Annotated in this window: 21 protein-coding genes; 10 read left to right on the forward strand and 11 right to left on the reverse strand. The window is 38.0% G+C overall.

Going from position 1 to position 22,580, the window contains the following annotated elements:
- The first annotated feature begins 229 nt into the window (after positions 1 to 229).
- Positions 230 to 1,378, forward strand: a complete 1,149-nt coding sequence (gene ssuD / locus ACWPW6_RS08455) for an FMNH2-dependent alkanesulfonate monooxygenase (RefSeq protein WP_154622253.1) — start codon at positions 230 to 232, stop codon at positions 1,376 to 1,378.
- 310 nt (positions 1,379 to 1,688) lie between these two features.
- Positions 1,689 to 2,927: a peptidase T gene (pepT, locus tag ACWPW6_RS08460; protein ID WP_196713179.1), complete on the forward strand. Its 1,239-nt coding sequence runs from the start codon at positions 1,689 to 1,691 to the stop codon at positions 2,925 to 2,927.
- A 59-nt stretch (positions 2,928 to 2,986) separates the two neighbouring features.
- On the opposite strand, the gene ACWPW6_RS08465 is transcribed toward pepT, so the two are convergent.
- The 8 genes from ACWPW6_RS08465 to rluE form a co-directional block, all read right to left on the reverse strand.
- On the reverse strand, positions 2,987 to 4,111 hold the full coding sequence (locus ACWPW6_RS08465; protein ID WP_163861383.1) for a ribosomal protein uL16 3-hydroxylase: 1,125 nt from the start codon (positions 4,109 to 4,111) through the stop codon (positions 2,987 to 2,989).
- Positions 4,112 to 4,197: 86 nt separating this feature from the next.
- Complete coding sequence (gene phoQ / locus ACWPW6_RS08470; RefSeq protein WP_196713177.1) at positions 4,198 to 5,655, reverse strand: two-component system sensor histidine kinase PhoQ; 1,458 nt, start codon at positions 5,653 to 5,655, stop codon at positions 4,198 to 4,200.
- Between the two features lies 1 nt (position 5,656).
- Positions 5,657 to 6,331, reverse strand: coding sequence for a two-component system response regulator PhoP (gene phoP, locus ACWPW6_RS08475; RefSeq protein ID WP_154624138.1), 675 nt, complete (start codon positions 6,329 to 6,331; stop codon positions 5,657 to 5,659).
- Positions 6,332 to 6,547: 216 nt separating this feature from the next.
- Positions 6,548 to 7,918 (reverse strand): adenylosuccinate lyase, encoded by a 1,371-nt coding sequence (gene purB / locus ACWPW6_RS08480; protein WP_163861388.1) that lies wholly within the window; start codon positions 7,916 to 7,918, stop codon positions 6,548 to 6,550.
- Between the two features lie 17 nt (positions 7,919 to 7,935).
- Complete coding sequence (gene hflD / locus ACWPW6_RS08485) at positions 7,936 to 8,568, reverse strand: high frequency lysogenization protein HflD (RefSeq protein WP_163861391.1); 633 nt, start codon at positions 8,566 to 8,568, stop codon at positions 7,936 to 7,938.
- Between the two features lie 2 nt (positions 8,569 to 8,570).
- Complete coding sequence (gene mnmA, locus ACWPW6_RS08490) at positions 8,571 to 9,674, reverse strand: tRNA 2-thiouridine(34) synthase MnmA (RefSeq protein ID WP_154624136.1); 1,104 nt, start codon at positions 9,672 to 9,674, stop codon at positions 8,571 to 8,573.
- Positions 9,675 to 9,877: 203 nt separating this feature from the next.
- Positions 9,878 to 10,327: an NUDIX domain-containing protein gene (locus tag ACWPW6_RS08495; protein WP_154624135.1), complete on the reverse strand. Its 450-nt coding sequence runs from the start codon at positions 10,325 to 10,327 to the stop codon at positions 9,878 to 9,880.
- Positions 10,320 to 10,985, reverse strand: a complete 666-nt coding sequence (gene rluE / locus ACWPW6_RS08500) for a 23S rRNA pseudouridine(2457) synthase RluE (protein ID WP_250000395.1) — start codon at positions 10,983 to 10,985, stop codon at positions 10,320 to 10,322. Before rluE ends, ACWPW6_RS08495 begins: the two co-directional genes overlap by 8 nt.
- Positions 10,986 to 12,011: 1,026 nt before the next feature.
- Here rluE and icd point away from each other — a divergent pair.
- The 6 genes from icd to lpxL all read left to right on the forward strand — a co-directional run bounded on the left by icd (position 12,012) and on the right by lpxL (position 17,576).
- The gene (icd, locus tag ACWPW6_RS08505; RefSeq protein ID WP_154622573.1) at positions 12,012 to 13,265 is read left to right on the forward strand and encodes an NADP-dependent isocitrate dehydrogenase; all 1,254 of its coding nucleotides are present in this window, start codon (positions 12,012 to 12,014) and stop codon (positions 13,263 to 13,265) included.
- A 139-nt stretch (positions 13,266 to 13,404) separates the two neighbouring features.
- A complete protein-coding gene (locus ACWPW6_RS08510) occupies positions 13,405 to 13,908 on the forward strand; it encodes a DUF2971 domain-containing protein (RefSeq protein WP_250000397.1) in 504 nt (167 codons plus the stop codon).
- A 120-nt stretch (positions 13,909 to 14,028) separates the two neighbouring features.
- Positions 14,029 to 14,559, forward strand: coding sequence for a hypothetical protein (locus ACWPW6_RS08515; protein ID WP_154622571.1), 531 nt, complete (start codon positions 14,029 to 14,031; stop codon positions 14,557 to 14,559).
- Positions 14,560 to 14,678: 119 nt separating this feature from the next.
- Positions 14,679 to 15,206 (forward strand): hypothetical protein, encoded by a 528-nt coding sequence (locus ACWPW6_RS08520; RefSeq protein WP_250000399.1) that lies wholly within the window; start codon positions 14,679 to 14,681, stop codon positions 15,204 to 15,206.
- A gap of 737 nt (positions 15,207 to 15,943) precedes the next feature.
- Positions 15,944 to 16,408, forward strand: a complete 465-nt coding sequence (locus ACWPW6_RS08525) for an Hsp20 family protein (RefSeq protein ID WP_154622569.1) — start codon at positions 15,944 to 15,946, stop codon at positions 16,406 to 16,408.
- Between the two features lie 244 nt (positions 16,409 to 16,652).
- Positions 16,653 to 17,576 carry an LpxL/LpxP family Kdo(2)-lipid IV(A) lauroyl/palmitoleoyl acyltransferase gene (gene lpxL, locus ACWPW6_RS08530; RefSeq protein ID WP_250000401.1) on the forward strand — a complete coding sequence of 308 codons (924 nt, stop codon included), beginning with the start codon at positions 16,653 to 16,655 and terminating at the stop codon, positions 17,574 to 17,576.
- Positions 17,577 to 17,876: 300 nt separating this feature from the next.
- Here lpxL and ACWPW6_RS08535 read toward each other — a convergent pair whose 3' ends face one another.
- Positions 17,877 to 18,056, reverse strand: a complete 180-nt coding sequence (locus ACWPW6_RS08535; protein ID WP_154622787.1) for a hypothetical protein — start codon at positions 18,054 to 18,056, stop codon at positions 17,877 to 17,879.
- A 637-nt stretch (positions 18,057 to 18,693) separates the two neighbouring features.
- Between ACWPW6_RS08535 and ACWPW6_RS08540 the strand changes: the two genes are divergently transcribed.
- Positions 18,694 to 19,083, forward strand: a complete 390-nt coding sequence (locus ACWPW6_RS08540) for a nuclear transport factor 2 family protein (protein WP_196713174.1) — start codon at positions 18,694 to 18,696, stop codon at positions 19,081 to 19,083.
- Positions 19,084 to 19,152: 69 nt separating this feature from the next.
- Here ACWPW6_RS08540 and ACWPW6_RS08545 read toward each other — a convergent pair whose 3' ends face one another.
- Complete coding sequence (locus ACWPW6_RS08545; RefSeq protein WP_154622864.1) at positions 19,153 to 19,995, reverse strand: MBL fold metallo-hydrolase; 843 nt, start codon at positions 19,993 to 19,995, stop codon at positions 19,153 to 19,155.
- Between the two features lie 160 nt (positions 19,996 to 20,155).
- Entirely contained in the window at positions 20,156 to 21,790 is a 1,635-nt protein-coding gene (locus ACWPW6_RS08550) for a methyl-accepting chemotaxis protein (protein ID WP_250000403.1), read from the reverse strand.
- 374 nt (positions 21,791 to 22,164) lie between these two features.
- On the opposite strand from ACWPW6_RS08550, the gene ACWPW6_RS08555 reads away from it, so the two are divergent.
- Entirely contained in the window at positions 22,165 to 22,503 is a 339-nt protein-coding gene (locus ACWPW6_RS08555) for a GlpM family protein (protein WP_154622866.1), read from the forward strand.
- Positions 22,504 to 22,580 lie beyond the last annotated feature (77 nt).

Below are 22,580 nucleotides of genomic sequence, written 5' to 3' on the forward strand. Positions count from 1 at the left end.
GATAAAAATTAATAGGGCTTGAAGTAGTACCCTGATATTTTTTATTAATAGATGAATTAAAATGAAATTTATTTTTATAGAGCTCCTTGTCAATATAATGTAGATGTAGGGAAGCGTTTCTTAATCGATAATTATTATATTTTCAATGTGAGCTAATGGGTCGATAAACATTAATCAGCAAGATAGCTAAAAACATTTTAATGGTAACAAGAATAAGGCATATTTAAAAATGGCAATACCGCAAAAACAACAACTATTTTGGTTTTTACCGACGCAGGGAGATGGACGCTACTTAGGAACGTCAAAAGGGGGACGTGCGGTCACTCTAGCGTATTTACAACAGCTCGCGATAGCGGTAGATAATATTGGTTTTCATGGTGTGCTCGTTCCCACAGGAAAGGCATGTGAGGATCCATGGGTAACCGCGGCAGCGCTGGTGTCAGTGACACAAAAATTACGATTTTTAGTCGCGGTTAGGCCTGGCTTACAACCACCAAGTCTTGCGGCGCGTATGGCAGCAACACTGGATAGGCTTTCTGGTGGAAGGGTGCTGATAAATGTGGTGACAAGCGGGGATCCGATAGAAAATAAAGGTGATGGCCTCTTTTTCGATCATCAAGAAAGATATCATATGACGAAAGAGTTCCTTGAAGTTTATAAACCGCTAATGAATGGCCAACAAGTTAATTATCAAGGTGACTATATTCAAGTTGAAAATGCCCATCTACTGTATCCGCCGCTACAACCTTCAGGACCCGCGCTATATTTAGGAGGCTCATCGGCTGAAGCAATGGAAATTGCCGCAGAATATGTTGATACATACTTAACATGGGGTGAACCATTGGCAGAGGTCGCTGAAAAAATTAATCAGGTTAAGCAACACGCAGCCGATAAAGGTCATTGTCTGGAGTTTGGTATTCGCCTACATGTCATTGTGCGAGAGACTGAACAAGAAGCTATCGATGAAGCCAACAAACTGATTGCTCATCTTGATGATGATACCATTGCACAGGCACAAGCGACCTTTGCACGGATGGACTCGAAGGGGCAGGCTCGTATGCAGGCGCTGCATAAAGGTTCAAGAGAAAATTTATTTATTGCGCCTAATTTATGGGCGGGGATTGGTTTAGTGCGTGTTGGGGCAGGAACGGCACTGGTAGGGGACCCACAACAAATTGTCTCGCGCATAAAGGAATACCAAGCTATCGGTATCACCAAATTTATTTTATCGGGTTATCCACACTTAGAAGAAGCTCATCGATTTGCAGAATTGGTCATGCCATTATTAGAGACATCAACAGAGATATTGGCTGCAACATCGACATTAAATGAACAGTCGAAAGGAGAAGCTATTGGGGCACATTCACGTCCGAAATAATCGTCTGTAAATTAATATAAAACGTTAACTGTTTCAACGTATAAGGTATTAGTTATTTCGTTATTTTAAATAGATTAAAATGAAATTTGAATTGAAATAATAATGACAAATTTACCTATTTATCGTCACCAATAGAGAATAACGAGAAAAATAGGTTTATAAAAATTATTCAATAAGGCTATTTTATTATCATCTCTACGATGTTTTTGTCTAAAACGATTTGTGATTAACCGCAAAAGTGATTTGAAACAAGAATTGTTGATACGTTCATCCCCATAATAAGGCAATAAATATTAGGGGGGAATAAAGCATGGATAAACTTTTAGAGCGGTTTTTTGAGTATACCGCTTTTGACACACAATCAAAACTCAACGCAAAAACAGTACCTAGTAGCACAGGGCAATTAAAATTTGCTCGTGCTCTCGTCAATGAATTAAAAATGTTGGGCTTTGAAGACGTCGCGCTTTCTGAGTATGGGTGTGTAACGGCTTGCTTATCCGCCAATGTTGATTGGGAAGTTCCCACCATCGGCTTTATTTCACATTTAGACACGTCACCTGATTTTTCAGGTAAAAATGTGGCTCCACAAGTTTTGGAAAATTATCGTGGTGGTGATATTGCTCTAGGGATTGGTGACGAAGTGTTATCACCCGTAATGTTTCCGGTCTTACATGAAATGATTGGTAAAACGCTGATCATGACCGATGGTAAGACATTACTGGGCGCTGATGATAAAGCGGGTATTGCAGAGATCATTACGGCTTTAGTTCGTCTTAAAGAGAATAAAATTCCACATGGTAAAATTTGTCTTGCTTTTACGCCTGATGAGGAAATTGGCCGAGGGGCACAACATATTGATTTAAAAGTTTTTGATGCTCGTTGGGCTTATACGGTCGATGGTGGTGCTGTCGGTGAACTCGAATATGAAAATTTTAATGCCGCTAATGTCGCTATAAAAATCGTAGGAAATAACGTTCATCCGGGAACAGCTAAAGGGGTGATGGTGAATGCTTTAGCATTAGCAAATCGTATCCATGCTGAATTACCAAAAGAAGAAACACCTGAAAATACGGAAGGTTATGAGGGTTTTTATCACCTAAACTCAATGAAAGGCTCTGTTGAAAAAGCAGAAATGAATTACCTTATTCGTGATTTTGATAGTCAGGGCTTTGAGGCACGTAAGAAAAATATCATTCGTATTGCAGAGAAAGTAGGGCAAGGTCTACATCCCAGCTGTTATATTGAGCTGACGATCGATGATAGTTATTACAACATGCATAAAGAAGTGATGAAACACCCACATGTTATTGAAATTGCTCATCAAGCTATGAAGGATTGTGGTATTGAACCCATTATTCAACCTATTCGTGGCGGTACTGATGGTGCTCAATTATCTTATCGAGGACTGCCTTGCCCGAATATTTTTACGGGTGGCTATAATTTCCATAGTAAACATGAGTTTATTACATTAGAAGGCATGGAGAAAGCGGTAGAAGTGATTATGCGTATCGCTGAATTGACTGCGCAAAGAGCAAAAAACGAGCAGTAAATAGCATTGTTACCGTACCTTATGGAGAACATAAGGTACGGTATGATAGAAATATTTAATTAATCATCGAAATACCAATAACCGCTATTGATTAGTGCTGTGATTAACGCAATAAAATTCACATCATCAATAGCATCACCGAGTTGCTGAACGTTAACGGAATCGTAACGGCATAGGCTATCAGCAGCTTCATAGCAAGTTGTTTCTAGGCATTCGCCATTGACAAAAAACTGGTCGCCAACTCGTAGTGCTCTCAACCCATTGAGTTTATATAAGGTCTCTTGCTGAGTTTTGAGAAGGTCATAGATTTCGTCTTGCTCATAAGGTGGTTCCGGTGGTGCGAGATCCAGTTCATGACGTGACTGAGAAATGAATTCACCCAGCCATTTACGGAAAACATCTGGTTCATGCAGCATAGATTCCATCATTTCCCGTAACTTAATCTGCTCGCCTTGTAAAATCTCGGCAGGGTTATCTCTAAATGACAAGTCTGGGTCACTGTAACGATAACTTCCTAAGTCATTTGAGATCAGATAATCTGCAAAGCTACTCATGAGCTCACGTGTATTCGGCGCTCGGAAACCAACAGAGTAGTTTAATGATGGTTCAATCGCATAACCTTCATGGGGAAATCCAGGTGGAATATACAGAATATCACCCGGCTCCATTTCTTCATCGATAATCGCATCGAATGGTTGAACCTGAAGAAGGTCAGGGTGCGGGCAATGCTGTTTCATCGGCACTTTTTCACCAACACGCCAACGTCTACGGCCTTCACCTTGGATAATGAAGACATCATATTGGTCCAAATGAGGCCCAACACCACCCCCCGGCACAGAATAGGAGATCATGAGGTCATCCATTCGCCAATCAGACAAGACTCTAAAAGGCTTCATCAAAGCTGCACTTGGGTGATGCCAATGGTCTACTGCCTGCACTAAAATAGACCAGTTTTCTTCGCCTAAATGCTCATAGCTTTCAAAAGGACCATGAGCCACTTGCCATATGCCCTCATTGTGGCTGACAAGGCGGCTATCAACTTCATCTTCCATCGCTAGTCCCGCGAGTTCGTCAGGCGAGATAGGATCAATAAAACGTGTAAAACCGTTTTTGATGAGTAAAGGGCGTTTCTGCCAATGACTATCGAGAAAACTCTGCCAGTCAAGATTCAGTTTATAATCCATCTTATTGTCCTAGGTTAACATATCTGTTGATAGTATACCTGAATTTGCCACTACGGCAGATGGTAAACAGACACGATGATCACAGATTAACTATCTTCATTGACACTCTGTCGACGGAAAGTCACTTGTACTCTGGCGCCGCCAAGTGGGCTATCACTGATCGTGATATTACCGTCATATTGGTCAATAATTTCAAGGGCAATGGATAATCCAAGGCCTTGACCTGGGCGTAACGTATCTACGCGTTGTCCACGGACGAAAATGATATTACGCTGGCTTTCTGGCACGCCAGGCCCATCATCATCAACAGTAATCACTAAACTATCTTGCCCAACAGCTGCTGTCACCTCGACAAATTCAAGGCAATATTTACACGCATTCTCCATAATATTACCCATGACTTCCATAAAGTCATTCGGTTGGCCTAACCAGGTGATTTCAGGAGAAATATCGACTGTAATCGACACGCCTTTATTTTGATAGACTTTATGTAAAGCACTTGCAAGGCTATCTAACACAGAGGGGACTGAGGTGATTTCGCGTAACATCAGGTTATTATCGCCTTGAGTAGAAGCACGGTGTAAATAGTAACCAACCTGTTGAGAGATACGACCAATCTGTTCTAACATGATAGGCTCTGCTTGCTCAATGGTCATTTGCTTCCCTGTTCGCAGTGAACGCAAAGTCGATTGCAAAACGGCCAAAGGCGTTTTTAAGCTATGTGTTAAATCAGAAAGGGTAGTGCGATATTTGCTATAACGTTTGCGTTCATTAGTCAGCAAGTTATTTAAATTGCGAACTAAGCCACGTAATTCATTTGGTGGGTTTTCATCCAACATTTCACGTTCGCCTTTTTCGAGGCTACTAATTTGTGATACTAAAGATTTTATTGGACGTAAACTCCAATATGCAGCCAGCCAAAGTAGTGGAATCACTAAAATTAAGTTAGCCAGCAGCACATAACCAAACCACTCCCAAACTAAGCCTGTTTTTTGTAAGTCTTGGGGTAACGTATCAACCACAACAATAGTAAGGGGAGGGAGATTTTCTGTTGCGCCATATTGGTTTACTGAAACGGAATGCGTTAATGGCTCATCGTTGTGGTTCATATCATCTAACTTGCTGTTAAATTCCGGATTATTTTGTAACAGCTGGCGTGTTTCACCAATATCGGTATCAATTTCGTACAGGCCTTCTTTTTTTAGCCAATCACGACGAATAAGATTTTCGACATTAGGCACTTCACGTTGTCGCCAAAGTACTTGTCCATTTTCATTATAAATGATGATAAGTGTTGGATTATTCAGTGTGAAATTTGGCGGTACACGAATATCAATTTTGTTATTTTGCCACTGAACTAGGCTATAAATAAGATTACTTTGGCTACGAAGTAAGGTGTATGTGGTTTTATCAAAGCTAATCAGATAGCCTAATATCGCAACGATACCGTAAGAAAGCGTAAGCGCGAGGATAACCGCTGAGGTGGCACATAAAAAACGTGCTCTCAGCGATAAAGGTTTAAGTTTAAATTTTTTTGAACGCATATTAGCCATTCACATCAAAGCGATAGCCTTGTCCACGGACTGTCACTATCACATCTTTTGCGTGGAATTGTTGTATTTTCTTCCGTAACCGCCCCATTAATACATCAATAGTGTGACTCTCACGCAGCTCCGCGTCAGGGTACAGCTGACGCATTAAGGAATCCTTACTGACCACTTTGCCGTTATTGCGGAGCAAGGTTTCAATAATGGTGTATTCAAAAGCAGTTAATTTAACGGACTCACCATTTACCATAAATTCTTTTCTTGATAAATCAATGACAAAGCCATCTAACTCTAAAATTTGAGAGGCAAGTCCACTGTTTCTCCGCATCAATGCTTGCATCCTAGCGACTAGCTCTTCAAGGTGAAAAGGCTTGGTGACATAGTCATCTGCACCACTGTTTAATGCTTGTACTTTCTCTTGCCAGCTTTCACGCGCTGTCAGCACTAAAACAGGGATATTGATTTGTGTGCTACGCCAGCGTTTAATCATGGATAAACCATCTTCATCGGGTAAGCCGAGGTCAACCATTGCAATATCTGGGCGGCTTTCATGTAGAAAATAGTCAGCTTCTTTAGCGTCTTCAGCTGCATCAACTTGATGACCCAGTTCTTTAAGTTGCACAGTTAAGTGGTGACGAAGAAGAGCGTTGTCTTCAACGATAAGAATTCGCATCTAAAACCTCATATTAAAGAAGAATTACAGGTTACTTGACGATAGTTATCGCCATAATAGTCGCACTAGAGGGGATATGGTAAAAAGATATGTGCTTTACAACAAGAGATTAAGTAAACCAAAGGCAAACAAAACAGAGATATGTCAAAAAAAGAGAAAAGTAAGCGAAGAATTCTTCGCCTACTTGATTCCACTAAGACTTATTGAAATAAAACGCTATTTTAACTCATCAATAAAAGTGACAGCGTAACCGATGTAATTGGCAGGTGTCATTGCTTTCAAGCGCGTCTTTTCTTCTTCAGGGAGGTCTAATCCATCAATAAACTGTTTCATGCCTTCCGCAGTGACTCGCTTACCGCGTGTTAGCTCTTTTAGCTTTTCATATGGTTTTTCAATACCATAACGGCGCATAACGGTTTGAATTGGCTCAGCCAGAACTTCCCAGTTTTGATCTAACTCATCGAGCAGATGCTGCTCATTAACTTCTAGCTTATTCAAGCCTTTAAGAGTCGATTGGTAGGCAATTAAAGCGTAGCCAAGACCGACGCCAAGGTTACGCAACACCGTAGAATCCGTTAGGTCACGCTGCCAACGCGAAACAGGCAATTTACCAGCAAGGTGGTTAAGTACGGCATTCGCCAAACCTAAATTACCTTCTGAGTTTTCAAAATCAATTGGATTGACTTTATGTGGCATGGTTGAAGAACCGATTTCACCAGCGATTGTCTTTTGCTTGAAGTGATTGAGCGCAATGTAACCCCAAATATCACGATCAAAGTCTAATACGATAGTATTAAAACGAGCGACGCAATCGAATAGCTCAGCGATGTAATCATGAGGCTCAATTTGTGTGGTGAATGGGTTCCATGTGATCCCTAAAGAGGTCACGAAAGTCTCACTAAATTCATGCCAGTTGACTTCAGGATAAGCCGCAATGTGTGCGTTGTAGTTACCTACAGCACCATTGATCTTACCTAAAATTTCCACTTGCTCTAACTGGCGATATTGACGCTCCATACGATAAGCAACATTGGCAAACTCTTTACCAATGGTAGAAGGTGTCGCCGGCTGGCCGTGAGTACGTGAAAGCAGAGGGAGATGACGATATTCATGCGCCATTGCTTTCACTTTATCAATAATTTGACGCCATTGAGGCAGTAACACTTCTTCTCTGGCTGTTTTTAGCATTAATGCATGCGAAAGGTTATTGATATCTTCAGAGGTACAAGCGAAATGGATAAACTCAGAAACGGCGTGCAAGGCGGGGACTTGTGCCACTTTCTCTTTTAGAAAGTATTCAACCGCTTTAACGTCATGGTTGGTGGTACGCTCTATTTCTTTAATACGCATTGCGTCTTTTTCGCAGAAGTTCGCGACTATTTCATCTAGGTAAGCGTTTGCGTCAGCATCAAATGATGGAACTTCTTTGATTTGGGCGGTTGCCGCCAGTTTTTGTAGCCAGCGAACTTCAACCTGAACGCGAAATTTCAGTAAGCCAAACTCACTAAAAATAGTGCGTAGTGCGCTGACTTTATCACCGTAACGGCCGTCAATCGGGGATACAGCGGTCAGTGAGGATAATTCCATTGGTAGCAACTCCAGATTTAAAGGTGAGACAAAATTTCTTTCGCCTGATGACTCAGACGGCTTCGGGAAAACATTAATTGCAGACGGCTTCCCCCAACTTGCTGCCATAATACAGCACTTCGAATACCACACAGCAAGAGCGTTCTGACTTTGGCTTGCACGAGTGAATTTTTTAAAATTTCAGGGGAACCTGTAACTTGTATACGTGGACCGAGTGGACTGATCACATCCACATAAATTCCAGCTAATGCATTAAACACACCTTCAGACATCGGTTCAAAGTAATCCGCTTGGCGCTCGAATTGTTCAATACGTTGTCCAAGTTGGTTCATGGCCTGTTGATCTTTATTGAGACGTCGTTCTAGCACCATGATACTTAACATATAGCGGGTCATTTCGGCAGATAAACCACTACCGCTATTACCGCCTGATAACATGCTGAGCATCGCGCCTAGTCCGACTTTTAGATTCGCAGGGTCGTTACCATAAACATCAATCGTTGAAGATGGATTCATGTTAGTTAAACTGTTGACCATGACTTCAAGGTCATGGTCATTACAAATACCTTCTTGAGCAAGTTTCTGTACCATGTGACTTGCTTGGCAAATGCCCGCGAGCGCAAGTGTAATATCGCGATAATTTTTAGCCACAATTACTCCTGAATACGGGATTCAATAATACCGCCACCTAAGCATACCTCATCAAGGTAAAACACAGCAGACTGACCTGGGGTAACTGCTGCCACTGGATAGTCGAAAGTGACTTCAACTTTACCTTCATTGAGCGGGGTAACAGTACAAGGGATGTCTGCTTGGCGATAGCGCGTTTTAACAACACAGCGTAGTGTTTGTGTTAATGGCTCTCTATCAACCCAGTCTAATTGTTGTGCGATCAGTCCTGTAGACATTAGCCTTGGGTGCTCATGGCCTTGCGCAACAATCAGCTGATTATTTTCAACATCTTTATCGACGACATACCAAGGTTCATCTGAACCTTCTTTTGTCCCACCAATACCAAGTCCTTTACGCTGACCGAGCGTGTGGTACATCAATCCTTCATGCTCGCCGATGGTTTCACCTTCAACAGTAACAATAGGACCTGGCTGTGCAGGTAAATAACGACCAAGGAAATCGCGGAATTTTCGCTCACCAATAAAACAAATACCGGTTGAATCTTTTTTCTTTGCGGTGACCAATCCAATTTCTTCAGCGATACGGCGAACTTCAGGTTTTTCTAATTCGCCAACAGGGAACAGACTTTTACTGATTTGTTCATAGCTGAGTGTATAAAGAAAATAACTTTGATCTTTATTACTATCCAAGCCGCGAAGTAATTGGCTTTTACCATCAACATCACGACGGCGGACATAATGACCAGTTGCAATATAATCTGCACCGAGATCTTCTGCTGCAAATTCAAGAAATGCTTTAAACTTAATTTCTTTGTTGCATAGAATATCTGGATTTGGTGTGCGTCCAGCTTTGTATTCAGACAGGAAATGTTCAAAAACATTATCCCAATATTCTGCTGCGAAATTGATGGTATGAAGTTCAATACCTAATTTATCACAAACGGACTGCGCATCAGCCAAGTCGGTCGCTGCGGAGCAATACTCCTCATCGTCATCTTCTTCCCAGTTTTTCATGAACAGACCAACAACCTGATACCCTTGCTGCTGGAGCAAATAAGCTGAAACGGATGAGTCAACACCACCGGACATACCGACGATGACTTTTTTTTGGCTGTTATCTGACATGTAATACTCTCACTGCGGAAAAATTAAGCCCCATACTTTACCATGTTGTCCCCTTGTTACGCCAGCGTTAGCCGGGGGAATATTCTTATCGCTCGTAACAGATTACATCTTCACCGTATTGAGGCACGCCATTGCCATGACAACATAGCTGGGATGTATCTTTAATCAGCCATCTATAGGCTGTTATTATGGTGGAGCATTGATTATCGATAGTGATCACCAAATGCACCAAGTACATCAAGAGGATAGCTAGTTCCTTCAAGGAAACATCGAATACTTTCAGCAACAAGTGGAGAGCGTAAGCATTGACTTTCAAGAATATCTTGCGCACTAACCCAGTGACAGCAAGAGATATCGCTATCTTGAGGTTGAGTTTCACACTGTTCAGTCAGCGCTAAAGAAAAGAGAAAACGTATAAATGGTGTCTCATCAGGCGCAATCCATTGATGAATTTTAATGAGCCTTTGAGGTTGTCCCTTGATCCCTGTTTCTTCGAACAGCTCGCGTTCAGCAGCAGCGAGTAGCGTTTCATTCGCTTCTAAATGACCGGCTGGTTGATTCCATGTCGCTTTACCATTAACTAGCTCTTCAACAACTAAAAATTTATCGTTTACATGGACAATTGTTGCAACGGTAACGTGAGGTTTAAACAAGAGTGATCTCCTTCCATTCGCCTGGCAATAAATTATTCAGTGTATATTCACCGATCTGGTAACGGACCAATCGTAAAGTCGGGAAGCCAATATTTGCGGTCATTCGCCTGACTTGGCGATTTCGCCCCTCATTAAGCGTGATTTTTAACCAACTTGTTGGAATGTGTTTTCGTTCACGGATAGGGGGCGTTCTTGGCCATAACCAACTTGGCTCATCGACTAACTCGATACCTGCGGGGCGAGTTGGTCCGTCATTGAGCACTAAACCGCGACGAAACATTTCTAGCGAGGTTTCGTCAGGAATGCCTTCGACTTGTGCATAATAAATTTTATGCGTATTTTTGTGTGGCTGCGTTAAGTGCGCTTGCAATTTTCCATCATTGGTCAAAATTAAGAGGCCTTCACTGTCACGATCTAATCGACCAGCCGCATAAACGCCTGTAATAGGAATATATTTTTTTAAGGTATCTCGGCCTTGCTCATCGGTAAATTGAGGGAGCACATCAAAGGGCTTATTAAATAAGATGACTTTGCGTGCAACGACTGATTTAGGTTTAGATGAGAATGCATGAGAATGATTAGAGGCTGGTTTGCGAACAAACTTACGTTGACTTTTTTTATTGGCTGGAGGCTTTGCTTTATGATTCGCTATGGGCATGGGAACTCATTTTAACCGATTAATATTGTATTAATAAAACTCAGGCCAGCATTCTACTGACTGATTTTTTTAGTCTAGTTGATTTTCACACAAAATGACACCGGGATAAGCGTGAGCGAAGCAAAACTAAAATACAGGGCTAATTCAAGCAGTAAAATCATAATAGGATACGATAAGTTAATAAGCAAAGAATAACGCTATGGTATTTATTCCAGTATTATCAATCGCATGAGGACACGCCATTTCACTTATCCTTGTAGGATTTTTATTAGGTATTTACCAAATTAGCCACAGTTAACGAGCAGAAAACGGTGGGTACTTAATCCATTTATTTAAAAAGCGTCATTGTCAGCAGCTGTAGATTGATGCGATGTTATTTCCGTTAATCGATAAATAACGGTTTACAGTAATTTGCTATTTTCGGAGCAATGTACTCACAAAATATCGTTGTTTCTCTATCATTTTGAGGGGGGTAAATAGAAAATGCGTTCGATTTACATGTGTCAAACATACTGTAAAAAATACCTATCAGGTAGAAAGGCGACTGAATTTTCTATTGGCACTTTTGTCTTAAAAAGATTGGATAAATCCGTTTTATTTAAAAATAGACATAACGAATAAATATATTTATATAGGCTCAGTGATATTTAATAAATTACATTAATATAAAAAACACATTAACAAATATTATATATATAAATTAAATAAAATTTAACAATGCTATTGATTGAAAGTGACCTGTTAATAGTTTCTTTTTTCACCAATTTTTTATTGGTTTAATAAATTATTGCTTCGACATAATTTTTATGTGATATCGCCAGTAATTCAAAGGGATTTGTAATGTTATGATTTTAATCCGATTCTTTCTTTTTTATAGGGATGTAACAATCATTGATAAACACGTTTAATGCGATCCACATAAAACCTTGAACGACTAACCATTGGCGTTAGAGAAAGATTGAAGTAGTATTGACGGGTCTCTTACAAAAAATTAACAAGCAAATGCGCAAGTGAAAGGAGAGGTTAATGGAAAGCAAAGTAGTAGTTCCGGCAGAAGGCGCTAAAATTACCATTGATGCCAAAGGCAAACTGAATGTTCCAAACAACCCAATCATTCCCTACATTGAAGGTGATGGTATTGGTGTTGATGTAACTCCAGCGATGTTGAAAGTGGTTGATGCGGCAGTTAACAAAGCCTATAACGGCGAGCGCAAAATTTCCTGGATGGAAATCTATACCGGCGAAAAATCTACTCAATTATATGGTAAAGATGTTTGGTTACCGCAAGAAACTCTCGATTTAATCCGTGATTACCGTGTTTCGATTAAAGGCCCTCTGACAACCCCAGTTGGTGGTGGTATTCGTTCTTTGAACGTTGCACTACGTCAACAGCTTGACCTCTACATCTGCCTACGTCCAGTTCGTTACTATAAAGGTACACCAAGCCCAGTTAAACAGCCTGAGCTGACTGATATGGTTATTTTCCGTGAGAACTCAGAAGATATCTATGCAGGTATTGAATGGAAAGCGGGTAGCGCAGAAGCAGATAAAGTCATCAATTTCCTGAAAAATGAAATGGGTGTCACCAAAATTCGTTTCCCAGAAAACTGTGGTATTGGTATTAAGCCTTGCTCAGAAGAAGGGACAAAACGTTTAGTTCGTGCGGCGATTGAATATGCGATCGATAATGGGCGTGATTCAGTTACTCTAGTGCATAAAGGCAACATTATGAAGTTTACTGAAGGTGCCTTTAAAGATTGGGGTTACCAACTAGCTCTAGAAGAGTTTGGCGGTGAATTACTTGATGGCGGCCCTTGGGTTAAAATTAAGAATCCAAAAAATGGCAAAGATATCATCATTAAAGATGTGATTGCCGATGCCTTCTTGCAACAAATTCTGCTGCGTCCAGCGGAGTATGATGTTATCGCATGTATGAACCTAAATGGTGACTATATTTCTGACGCATTAGCGGCACAAGTTGGTGGTATTGGTATCGCTCCAGGTGCAAACATTGGTTCAGAATGTGCGCTGTTTGAAGCAACACACGGAACAGCACCTAAATATGCAGGTCAGGATAAAGTGAACCCAGGTTCAATTATTCTTTCTGCTGAGATGATGTTACGTCACATGGGCTGGACTGAAGCCGCTGACCTAATCGTTAAAGGTATGGAAGGCGCAATCGAAGCTAAGACCGTAACATATGACTTCGAACGTCTGATGGACGGCGCTAAGCTACTGAAATGTAGCGAGTTCGGCGACGCAATCATCAAACACATGTAATTTATTACGTGGTGTGATTAATAACGGGAGCTTAATAGTTCCCGTTTTTTATTGTCACATTTGAAACGGTTATCAAAAATAGCCTACATTATCTACAGATAATTTATATCTTGATGACATCGTCCTAAGGGAAACTAGTATGAGAGTATTCAAGTATAGAGGTGGAGATAAAGATGTGTTTTCAAGGGATTTATCTTCATTAGAACAGGATTATTTTTGGTCTCCTAATTATGATAAGTTAAACGACCCATGTGAAGGTCTAGTATTAACAGATCAAGTATTTGATCAATTAGATGTTTTAAATAGTGCGCTTGGTAATACAAAACAAACCTCTTTAAATTCACTTGATTTATTAAAGGGAGCATTTAGTGATTTAATTGCTACTAAAGATAAGTCTGGAATTTACTCTTTGAGTAAGACTTTTACTGATGAATTGTTATGGGCGCATTATGCTGATAGCCATAATGGTTTTTGTATTGAATATGATTTAGATAAGTTGTGTGAATTTGAAGGTGCTAGATATTCTATTTTTGATGTCATATATCAAAATAAACCACCGATAATAAATGTTGACGATATATTTGCATCGGATGCGCAAAATGAAGTTATTCAAATTCTCGTATTGAGTATTGATAAGAAGTAGATGACAACGAATACCGTTGGCTTAGTTGTTTTATCAGTTATTTTGGTGATTTTTTATTGTCTGAAATCTGCAATTATCCTAGTATTTACGTACTTAACTTAAATATGAATATGGTGATGTATGAAAAAGGGAGTTGTAGCTGGTTTATTAACAATGGCTTGCTTTAATGGTTATACAGCGGAGCTAAATAATGAAACTAAAGCGCCATTCGGCTTGAAGTGGAAACAAAGCTTTGAAGACGTCAATAAAAATGAAGATATCGATTTAAGAAATTGCAAAAGTATGCGCGAATATAAGGCATGCGATATCGATTTGTATTTTTCAAATGATAAAGCGCCTTTCACTCCGTGGACTATGAATGCCATACTGTTATTTAAAGATAACGAGCTGATTTCAGTGACAAATGGGTATCATGTGAGTGAATCTAAAAAGAGTGATTGCGGTAGCATACCTGAAGAAATTAAGTACCTTTCGAGTCTGGGTGTTGACACGACACAATTAACGGAATTAACAAAATTATGCGCCACTTTCGAAAATAAGGGTATAAAGAAAACCATTAAAACACACTATGGTACTGTCGAGTTTGTCGTCATGAAAGTTCCTTTTGGTGAAGTCATTGGTATCACCACTTATAAATTGGATAATCAATAGAATCTGCACTTCCACTCAGTTAATATTCCGATGCTCACTCTTGAATTGAGGTTGTGGGACAGCGTTAGAAGCTGTATTTTGCTTTATTACTGATAAATCATAAATTACTTGTGAATATGATGAAAAAAGCTCTCTCTTCAATTGCTCTGCTATTTGTACTTCCTTGTATATTTAGTGTCAGTGTTGCTGATACTAATAACAAAATACAAAAAATTGAAAAACTTCCTCAACCATACTCCGAGAGTGACTTATATGGCTATTGGTTTGATGCTTATAACACTCCAGAAATAAAAATTCTTAAACTTATGATACTAGCTCCAGATGGAGTTGCGATAGACTCATTATTGATTCAAGCAGGGAATGATGTCGAAGAGGTAAAGCAGGAATCTAGATGGCGTTTTGACCCAAAATCCAGTGTGCTAACGCAAGAAGTCACCAGCATGACTTATACAATCAATGGGAAAGTAGAACCAAAAGATCTTGGTAAGATAGAACCGGTAAAAGTTTCAGTTGTTATTCAGAAGAGTGGTGATGATATTTATATGGGTACCGTTTCTAGTGATGGAACGTTAGAAATTTACCAAAAAATAACGAAAGCAATGAAAGATGAAATTCATAAAAAAGCACATGGAAATGTACACGAATAAAATTCAATATCACTTTGATATCTTTCCCAATAATCTGACCGCACCGTTGATTGAGGAAAGTTCGAATTTTGAGGCGTGTAGCTTTAAGTAATTTTATTCAGACTCTGTTATTGAACGCTTCAATGCCGACAAACGTAATAATCAAAAATTGCTGACTAAGGCAAGCTGTTCTGGGTGGATAAAACCCAATATTCTCTTGTTTACATTTTTGCAAATGCACTTCGCTATTCCTTTAACCTTGGGTCATTATCTTTTGTCCACACGCGCCCACACATGTCACATGACCAGTTATTTTTATTTTTGCGTATTCCATAAAAATGACAGAAAGGGCATGTTTTAGGAGTGTATGGGGTCGGTCTCTTTTTGATGGCTTCTTTCATTTGCTTATCCATTATGCTGCTATTTGAATATAAGTTATTTTAACGTAATTTAATGGCTAGCATGGGATTTCATCAAGGAAATCTGTCGGTATTATTATCACTAGACGCATGCAAACTAGCGCTGTTGGTATCATTTATATGTCTCCTGGTGTTAGCACCTTGAAAAATTTATAGCTTATCCCCATAGTTGATTATACGTAGCGTTGGGTGATAATTGATTAGTTGATTGATAATCAAGGGGGTTAAAAGGAAATATAAAAATTATGTCTTGGGGACTTGAAAAACGATTATGAGTTCCTATTTATATCATGGGTAGGTAAGAGACCCTTAAGTTTAATTAATATTGGAGGAGGAATTATGGCTAACATTAGACCTTTTTCATTATTTCCAACACTTTCTGATAATATACTTTCCAATCGATTTGACCAAATAGACCGTTTATTTAGTCAACTGACAGGAAGTAAGCCTATTTCATCGCCTATACAAACTTATAACCTCAAACAGGTTGATGATAACCGCTATGAGCTGACGGTGAGTGTTCCTGGATATCAAGAAAGTGATTTAACGGTTTCATTAAAAGGTGGTCGCTTATTGGTAGAAGGGAAAAAAGAAGAAAAAATTCAGGAAGATAACGAAAAGTGGATCCATCGAGGTATATCTCAAGGACAATTTACCTTACAGTTTGACCTCGGTAAGAATGTCCAAATAGAGAAAGCGGACCTATCCAGTGGGCTGCTCACAATTAATATTGAATATGAATTGCCAGAGGAGGAAAAACCACAAATGATAGCGATAGAGAATAAAGATAAGCAATCATCATAATAGGTTACATCAATATATTAGGCTGCACATATTGTGCAGCCTTTTTTATTCTTAGTTGGCGTCAATTATTGATGACTTAAACAGAAATGCATTCCCTTTGCAAGAGGAGATAATATAATCTTTATTTATATAATCAAAATAATCGTTTTTTATAAATAATCATGTCATAATCTTTTTGAATTAAAATTAGTTGTTAATGTCTAATTTTGATTGCATACCGTAAAGATAAAATACAGAGAAATATATGTACGCTAAAAATCTATTCTCCCTAAAACTGCTCCATCCTAAATATATTATAACATGGTTGGGAATCATCCTATTGTTTTTATTAGTTCAATTACCTTACAAATGGCTTTTGTGGCTTGGTGCATTTCTGGGGGAAAACTCGAAGTATTTTATTAAAAGAAGAGTTTCAATTATAAAAAGAAACTTAGAGCTATGTTTTCCAAATAAAAATAGTAAAGAAATAGATGATCTCGTTCATGAAAACTTACGATCTTTAGGTATTGCATTATTTGAAACGGGAATTGCATGGTTTTGGAGTGATAAAAGAGTTAAAAAATTATTTCAGGTAAAAGGAATTGATAACTACCAAGAAGCCATTGCGAAAAATAAAGGTGTCATTATAGTTGGCGTTCACTTTATGTCGCTGGAGCTGGGAGGGCGGATAATGGGTCTCTGTTTTCCTGTGAACGCTATGTATCGGCCGCATAATAATAAAGCGATGGAATATATTCAAACTAAAGGTCGATGCAGATCAGGCAAAGGGATGATTGATCGTAAGAATTTAAAATTTATGGTCCAAGAATTGAAAAGTGGGAAAGCAATATGGTTCGCACCCGATCAAGATTTTGGTAAAAAAGGAACGGTATTCGTCCCCTTTTTCTCAGTTCAAAATACCTCAACCTCAAAAGGCACATCAACACTTGCGCAACTGTCTCATTCTCCAACACTTACGGTAACACTGCTACGGAATAAAAATGGTGTGAATTATGATTTAGTGTTAGGTAAGGAACTGATTGATTATCCAACTAATGACACATTACGTGATGCGGCAACGATTAACTCTGTATTAGAAAAAGAAATCATGAAAGCGCCAGAACAGTATTTATGGGCACATAGACGGTTTAAAACAAGGCCAGATGGGGAGCCTTCTCTTTACATGTAAAAGAGAGCATGATGATCTAAGGCGGATATCCACCTTTGACAGTGAAGATTATGGTTAAGTTGTTTAGGCAGAGTTTGAAGGTGTTTTTATGGACAATGATGAATAATCATTAATTTTATTAATGGACGTTATTTGTATGTTGGAAAATTCGTTTTGGTCATTAATTTAATCAATAAAAATCTAGCTAGTTTAATTGAAGTTTTGAGCATCTAGTCAGATGGTTACAAAGATTTCTTTATGAATAATGATGATAAAACCCTCATGTCGAGGGTTTTAATATTAAGTTAAGATAGTAATGCGTTATGGTCCTTCACCACCGGAATCAATACCACCTATTCCTGGCGTATAGTTGATACAAATTGCTTCGCCAGTGAGAGGGTCAATACTTGGATTTGGCGGACACCATGTTACCGTTTCAGTGGCATAAGCTGCGAAAGCTGATGAACAAAGAATAGTAAGTATAAGCAAGAAACTTTTCATGATAGTCTCCTCTGTTTGTGGGGGGTATGTAAATTTTATTATTAATAATATGCAGAGGATAAATCAGCTATTATTTATTGTGATGAACATCAATTAAATTTAGTTTTATTTAATTGATTGATTTTAAATGGCAATTAAAAGCCAATCGATAATTAGAATGAATTTTAAGGCGACATGAATATAAAACAAATGGCAGATTTTATTTTAAATTAAAAGTGAGAATAAGATTTTTTTAATAATAAGATGGTTGAAATAAAAAGAGGTATATAGCTTTAGGCTAAAGGCTTATTCTTCTGAGAGGCTATCTTGATAGGTGAATTCACTTAAAAAATTTCATGTGGCCTTAATAACCAACGGTATGATATGTGACAACAATTGGATTTAACATGATGACTCATATGTATTAAGGTTAATAAATTCTATTTTTATCAGAGGATTAAAATAGTCAAGCTTATAGTATTGAATACAAAAAGCAGTGCTATTGTTATATGCGCATAAAATCCTATTTGTTGGCTTTTGTTCGCGTTTTTTACCTATAATTAATTTTTTCATGGCATTTTTGAAGAATAGACTTGAAAAGAATGTGCAATGACAAAATATGTATTGAATAATGTTTTTAAATAGATGGAAATTAAATATGAATAATATGAATTTTGTTCAACAGGCTCTTACAAGCGTACTTGGCAAAGAAATTGGCTCAGTTGCGGTTATTGAACAATATTTTTCACCGAATTACATCCAAATTGTTGATGGTAAGCAAATAGATTATGATGAATTTGTTGCTCATCTCAAAGTACTAAAAGAAGCCACCAATAGTATTACTATCACGATCAAATCTATTGCTGAAGGGCAGAACTGTGTTCATACTCAGCATATTGCACATGCAGAGAAAAAAAATGGAGAGGTGAGTGAATTTGAAGTGTTCGCTTGTTTCCATTTATCAGACGGGAAAATTATTCGTTGTGAAGAACTCACGAGAATGATTTCTGGCGCAAAAAGCGATGGTGATCTTGGCTCAAGAGTATAGCTATTATTGAGGAATACAACAAAATTATCGAGTGATGGTGAAGAGTAGGCACCATCACTCTGCGGGTGATTATGAAGGATAGTTTAATACTAACCCGACACCAACCTCTTGAATTTTAGTATATTTTGAAAGATGAATTTTAGCTGCTAAATCAGTGCAATGACAAGGATGTATCTGTTTAGCATCAAGTTGGCTAAAATAGTCACCAGTTTGGTTTAAGACTTCATCAGAAGCTTGTTGTAAATGAAACCCACCGATAACAGTGACTATTTTATCCATTTTGGTAACTTTTTTCGCATATTCAACGATATTACAAATACCTGCATGCGAGCAGCCTGTAATAACGATTAGGCCTTCAGACGTTTTAATCGCTAATGCACTGTCATCCCATACATAATCATCAATAGGCTGATTGTTATTATCAACTGTCGTACCAATAGGTTCTTTTCCTTCAAAAGTATTAGTTCTGGGAATTTGTCCTAAGAATATAACATTATCAGTCAGATAAAATGGCTTAACGGTTTCATGGTTTTCAAAATAAGCCGTTAATACAGCTTTAGGAATATTAGCGCCGATAACTTTATCACCAAAACGTTTGGGAAGAAGGGCATCTGGATGATAGATCAGACGTATTTTTTTAGGGAAAAGGCTGTTACGACGGTCATAGTGTTGTATTAAATGATTTAGCCCCCAAGTATGGTCATTATGTCCATGTGATAAGGCTAAGTCAGTGATATTTGCTAGGTCTATGCCCATTGTGTGTGCATTATCGATAAATATGTCTGAATAGCCAGTATCAAAAAGAATTTGATGTCCATCAGCATCAATATGATAGCAAACTCCGGGTTCACCACAAAAATAGCTATCAATAAGGGTATTATTATCAACAAGAACGGATATTTTTATTGTCATGTTAACTCATTATATATTTGGTTAATCTCTTATTAGCAACATCGTTATATCAGAATAAAGCCAAAAAATAACTTATTAAAAATGCTTTCTATGTGCAAGAAAATTACGAAGGTAGTGACTAATAAGCCACTACCCAGTTAAAAAATTAAATATTTTGAGTTCAAGTATTCTGTGTTTCTAATGTGTTAGAAGTCGCATCAAGGTGAAATATATCCATAATTTCTTTTAGTAATTCAGATTGTTTTTTTAAAGATTGTAGAGAACTCTGTAATTCCTTAGTCATTGTTGCATTAGCTTGGGTTGTATTGTCCAGCTCATTAATGGCAAGATGAATTTGTCCAACGCCGTGGGTTTGTTCAGTGGATGCATGAGAAATACTTTGGATCATATCATTAATATTGGATGTACTTTTCGCAATGGAAACAATATTGTCATTAGCATCCGCGGCAAGTTGAAAGCAATGATGAATTTTCTCATTCGAATTATCGATCAGCGTTTTAATCTCTTTAGAAGCTTGGTTACAGCTCATGGAAAGCTCGCGCACTTCATTAGCGACGACGGCAAAGCCTTTACCATGCTCACCTACACGCGCGGCTTCTACAGCGGCATTTAAAGCCAGCAAGTTAGTTTGAAAGGCAATATTATCAATTGTAGAGGTAATTTTGCTAATTTCTTTCGAAAAATCGACGATATCATCCATATTTTCAACTACATCAGAAATAAGCTCATTGCTTTTGTCAATCGTTATGCTGGTTTTCTCCATTAATTGGCATGATTCATGAGTATGGGCGCTATTAAGTTTAAAAGAGGAATCGAGTTCTTCTATACTTGCCGCAGTTTCAACTATTGCAGCTGCTTGCTGATCTGCTCTAATAGAAAGATCTTGATTCATTTGTGTAATTTCATTTAGTTCATTTTTTATACTATGCGCGTTTGAATGGATATTCTTGACAATATCGATCAGTTTTTTTTGCATGTTAGAAACATGTGATTTAAGTAACTTTATTTCAGCAAGGCCTGTGTGATCAAAATTGTGGTAAAGAATGCCTTGGCTGACTTTTTCGATGCCGTCAATGACTTGGTTTAGAGGACGAATAAATAGATATTGAAGAATGAAGCGAATTAATAATGTGACTAGCGTTAGAATCACAATGACCGTAATGATACCTATAATGCTTTTTCGGTATAGCTGTTCACTCGCAACGGATATTTCATGATAGCTTTGATTGAGATTTTGGTGATAATAATTGAGGTTTTGTTCAAATGCATCTTGAAACTTTTGTGTCGGTTGATTCAAAAAATCATACGTTTTGCCTTGTACTAAAAAACTGGACAACTCTATTAGCGCGGTTCTTAGTTCAATATAACTTTTATCTAACTCATTAAATATTAACTCATTTTTATTTTGTGATAAGCTGGCGAATTCTAGCCATTGCTGTTCTGTATCCTCTATTTTTTCATGAAATTGTTTGACTAAACTATCAACGTCAGTATTTGCTGTTTGCATTTTATTAATAACTAATAAATGTCTTGAACTTGCTCTATTTATAGTATTTCTCGCTTGTAAAAGAGATTGCCATGTCTTATTTAACGTGGATTGCTCTTGATAAATGTTGTCCAGTTTATCGACGGTTATTTGGTAGTTTTTTAGATAGCTAAAAAATAACCAACAAGAAGAAAGCAATAATACAATCAGTAATCCTGATAACAGCCAAATGAGTGTAGTTGTTTTAAGACCTGAAAACGAAAATCGGAAATTAGGTAATTTAGTTTTTTTTGCAATAGCAGACATCATTGATTATTTCCTTACATACTGTCGATAACATGCTTGAGCATGTACAAATAAACTACTTGATAGATATAAAGTGATGACCAAATAGATATAAACAATCTGGCAATACCTTATGGCAGTCGTACAGAAGTCAGGCGTAGGCACTAATCAAAGATATCGGCAAAAACAGTGTATACTTTATATTCAAAAGGAAAATAATTTAAATATATACAGAAGCTAACTTAATGTTATTAAAAATAACTTATTGTTTTAAAATTGTATTGCCCCATGTTCCTCAGGTAAACTTAACGTGACTCGATGCGGTATAAAATCGCTGAGTATTTTTGCTTGTTCAGCGATAATGACGTTCAATAATTGAATAACATGAAGAGGTCATAATGTTTTCATTATTTATAAAGTGCTCGTTAGGTGCGCTTGCAGTTTTAATTATTGCTTTATTATCAAAAAGTAAGCTGTTTTATATTGCTGGTTTGGTTCCTTTATTTCCAACTTTTGCATTAATTGCACACATCATAGTGATTCAAGAGCAGGGAGCGTTAGCTTTACGTAAAACCGCACTATTTGGCTTGTGGTCATTAATCCCTTATATGTTGTATTTATTAACAGTTTATTTGTTAGCGATGAAGACTTCAGCGTGGGTTTGCTTAGGCGTTGCAACCCTCAATTGGATTTTAGCCGCAGCCATATTGATCTATCTTTGGCAAATATATCAATAACTTTGCAAGCAATATAAGTTAATCTCTTATACAATAAGCAACAAAAGCAGATGATATAGGATTAAATTATTTTTTTA

The sequence above is a fragment of the Providencia sp. Marseille-Q8014 genome, assembly GCF_965112055.1.

What these genes read in the sequence shown, in the direction of transcription:
- ACWPW6_RS08545 (WP_154622864.1), bottom strand. Translation starts at nt 19,995, where the DNA reads ATGACAATAAAAATATCCGTTCTTGTTGATAATAATACCCTTATTGAT.
- ACWPW6_RS08555 (WP_154622866.1), top strand. Translation starts at nt 22,165, where the DNA reads ATGTTTTCATTATTTATAAAGTGCTCGTTAGGTGCGCTTGCAGTTTTA.
- ACWPW6_RS08515 (WP_154622571.1), top strand. Translation starts at nt 14,029, where the DNA reads ATGAAAAAGGGAGTTGTAGCTGGTTTATTAACAATGGCTTGCTTTAAT.
- ssuD (WP_154622253.1), top strand. Translation starts at nt 230, where the DNA reads ATGGCAATACCGCAAAAACAACAACTATTTTGGTTTTTACCGACGCAG.
- ACWPW6_RS08510 (WP_250000397.1), top strand. Translation starts at nt 13,405, where the DNA reads ATGAGAGTATTCAAGTATAGAGGTGGAGATAAAGATGTGTTTTCAAGG.
- rluE (WP_250000395.1), bottom strand. Translation starts at nt 10,985, where the DNA reads ATGCCCATAGCGAATCATAAAGCAAAGCCTCCAGCCAATAAAAAAAGT.
- ACWPW6_RS08540 (WP_196713174.1), top strand. Translation starts at nt 18,694, where the DNA reads ATGAATAATATGAATTTTGTTCAACAGGCTCTTACAAGCGTACTTGGC.
- ACWPW6_RS08465 (WP_163861383.1), bottom strand. Translation starts at nt 4,111, where the DNA reads ATGGATTATAAACTGAATCTTGACTGGCAGAGTTTTCTCGATAGTCAT.
- ACWPW6_RS08535 (WP_154622787.1), bottom strand. Translation starts at nt 18,056, where the DNA reads ATGAAAAGTTTCTTGCTTATACTTACTATTCTTTGTTCATCAGCTTTC.
- phoP (WP_154624138.1), bottom strand. Translation starts at nt 6,331, where the DNA reads ATGCGAATTCTTATCGTTGAAGACAACGCTCTTCTTCGTCACCACTTA.
- pepT (WP_196713179.1), top strand. Translation starts at nt 1,689, where the DNA reads ATGGATAAACTTTTAGAGCGGTTTTTTGAGTATACCGCTTTTGACACA.
- phoQ (WP_196713177.1), bottom strand. Translation starts at nt 5,655, where the DNA reads ATGCGTTCAAAAAAATTTAAACTTAAACCTTTATCGCTGAGAGCACGT.
- ACWPW6_RS08525 (WP_154622569.1), top strand. Translation starts at nt 15,944, where the DNA reads ATGGCTAACATTAGACCTTTTTCATTATTTCCAACACTTTCTGATAAT.
- mnmA (WP_154624136.1), bottom strand. Translation starts at nt 9,674, where the DNA reads ATGTCAGATAACAGCCAAAAAAAAGTCATCGTCGGTATGTCCGGTGGT.
- icd (WP_154622573.1), top strand. Translation starts at nt 12,012, where the DNA reads ATGGAAAGCAAAGTAGTAGTTCCGGCAGAAGGCGCTAAAATTACCATT.
- purB (WP_163861388.1), bottom strand. Translation starts at nt 7,918, where the DNA reads ATGGAATTATCCTCACTGACCGCTGTATCCCCGATTGACGGCCGTTAC.
- ACWPW6_RS08520 (WP_250000399.1), top strand. Translation starts at nt 14,679, where the DNA reads ATGAAAAAAGCTCTCTCTTCAATTGCTCTGCTATTTGTACTTCCTTGT.
- ACWPW6_RS08550 (WP_250000403.1), bottom strand. Translation starts at nt 21,790, where the DNA reads ATGATGTCTGCTATTGCAAAAAAAACTAAATTACCTAATTTCCGATTT.
- lpxL (WP_250000401.1), top strand. Translation starts at nt 16,653, where the DNA reads ATGTACGCTAAAAATCTATTCTCCCTAAAACTGCTCCATCCTAAATAT.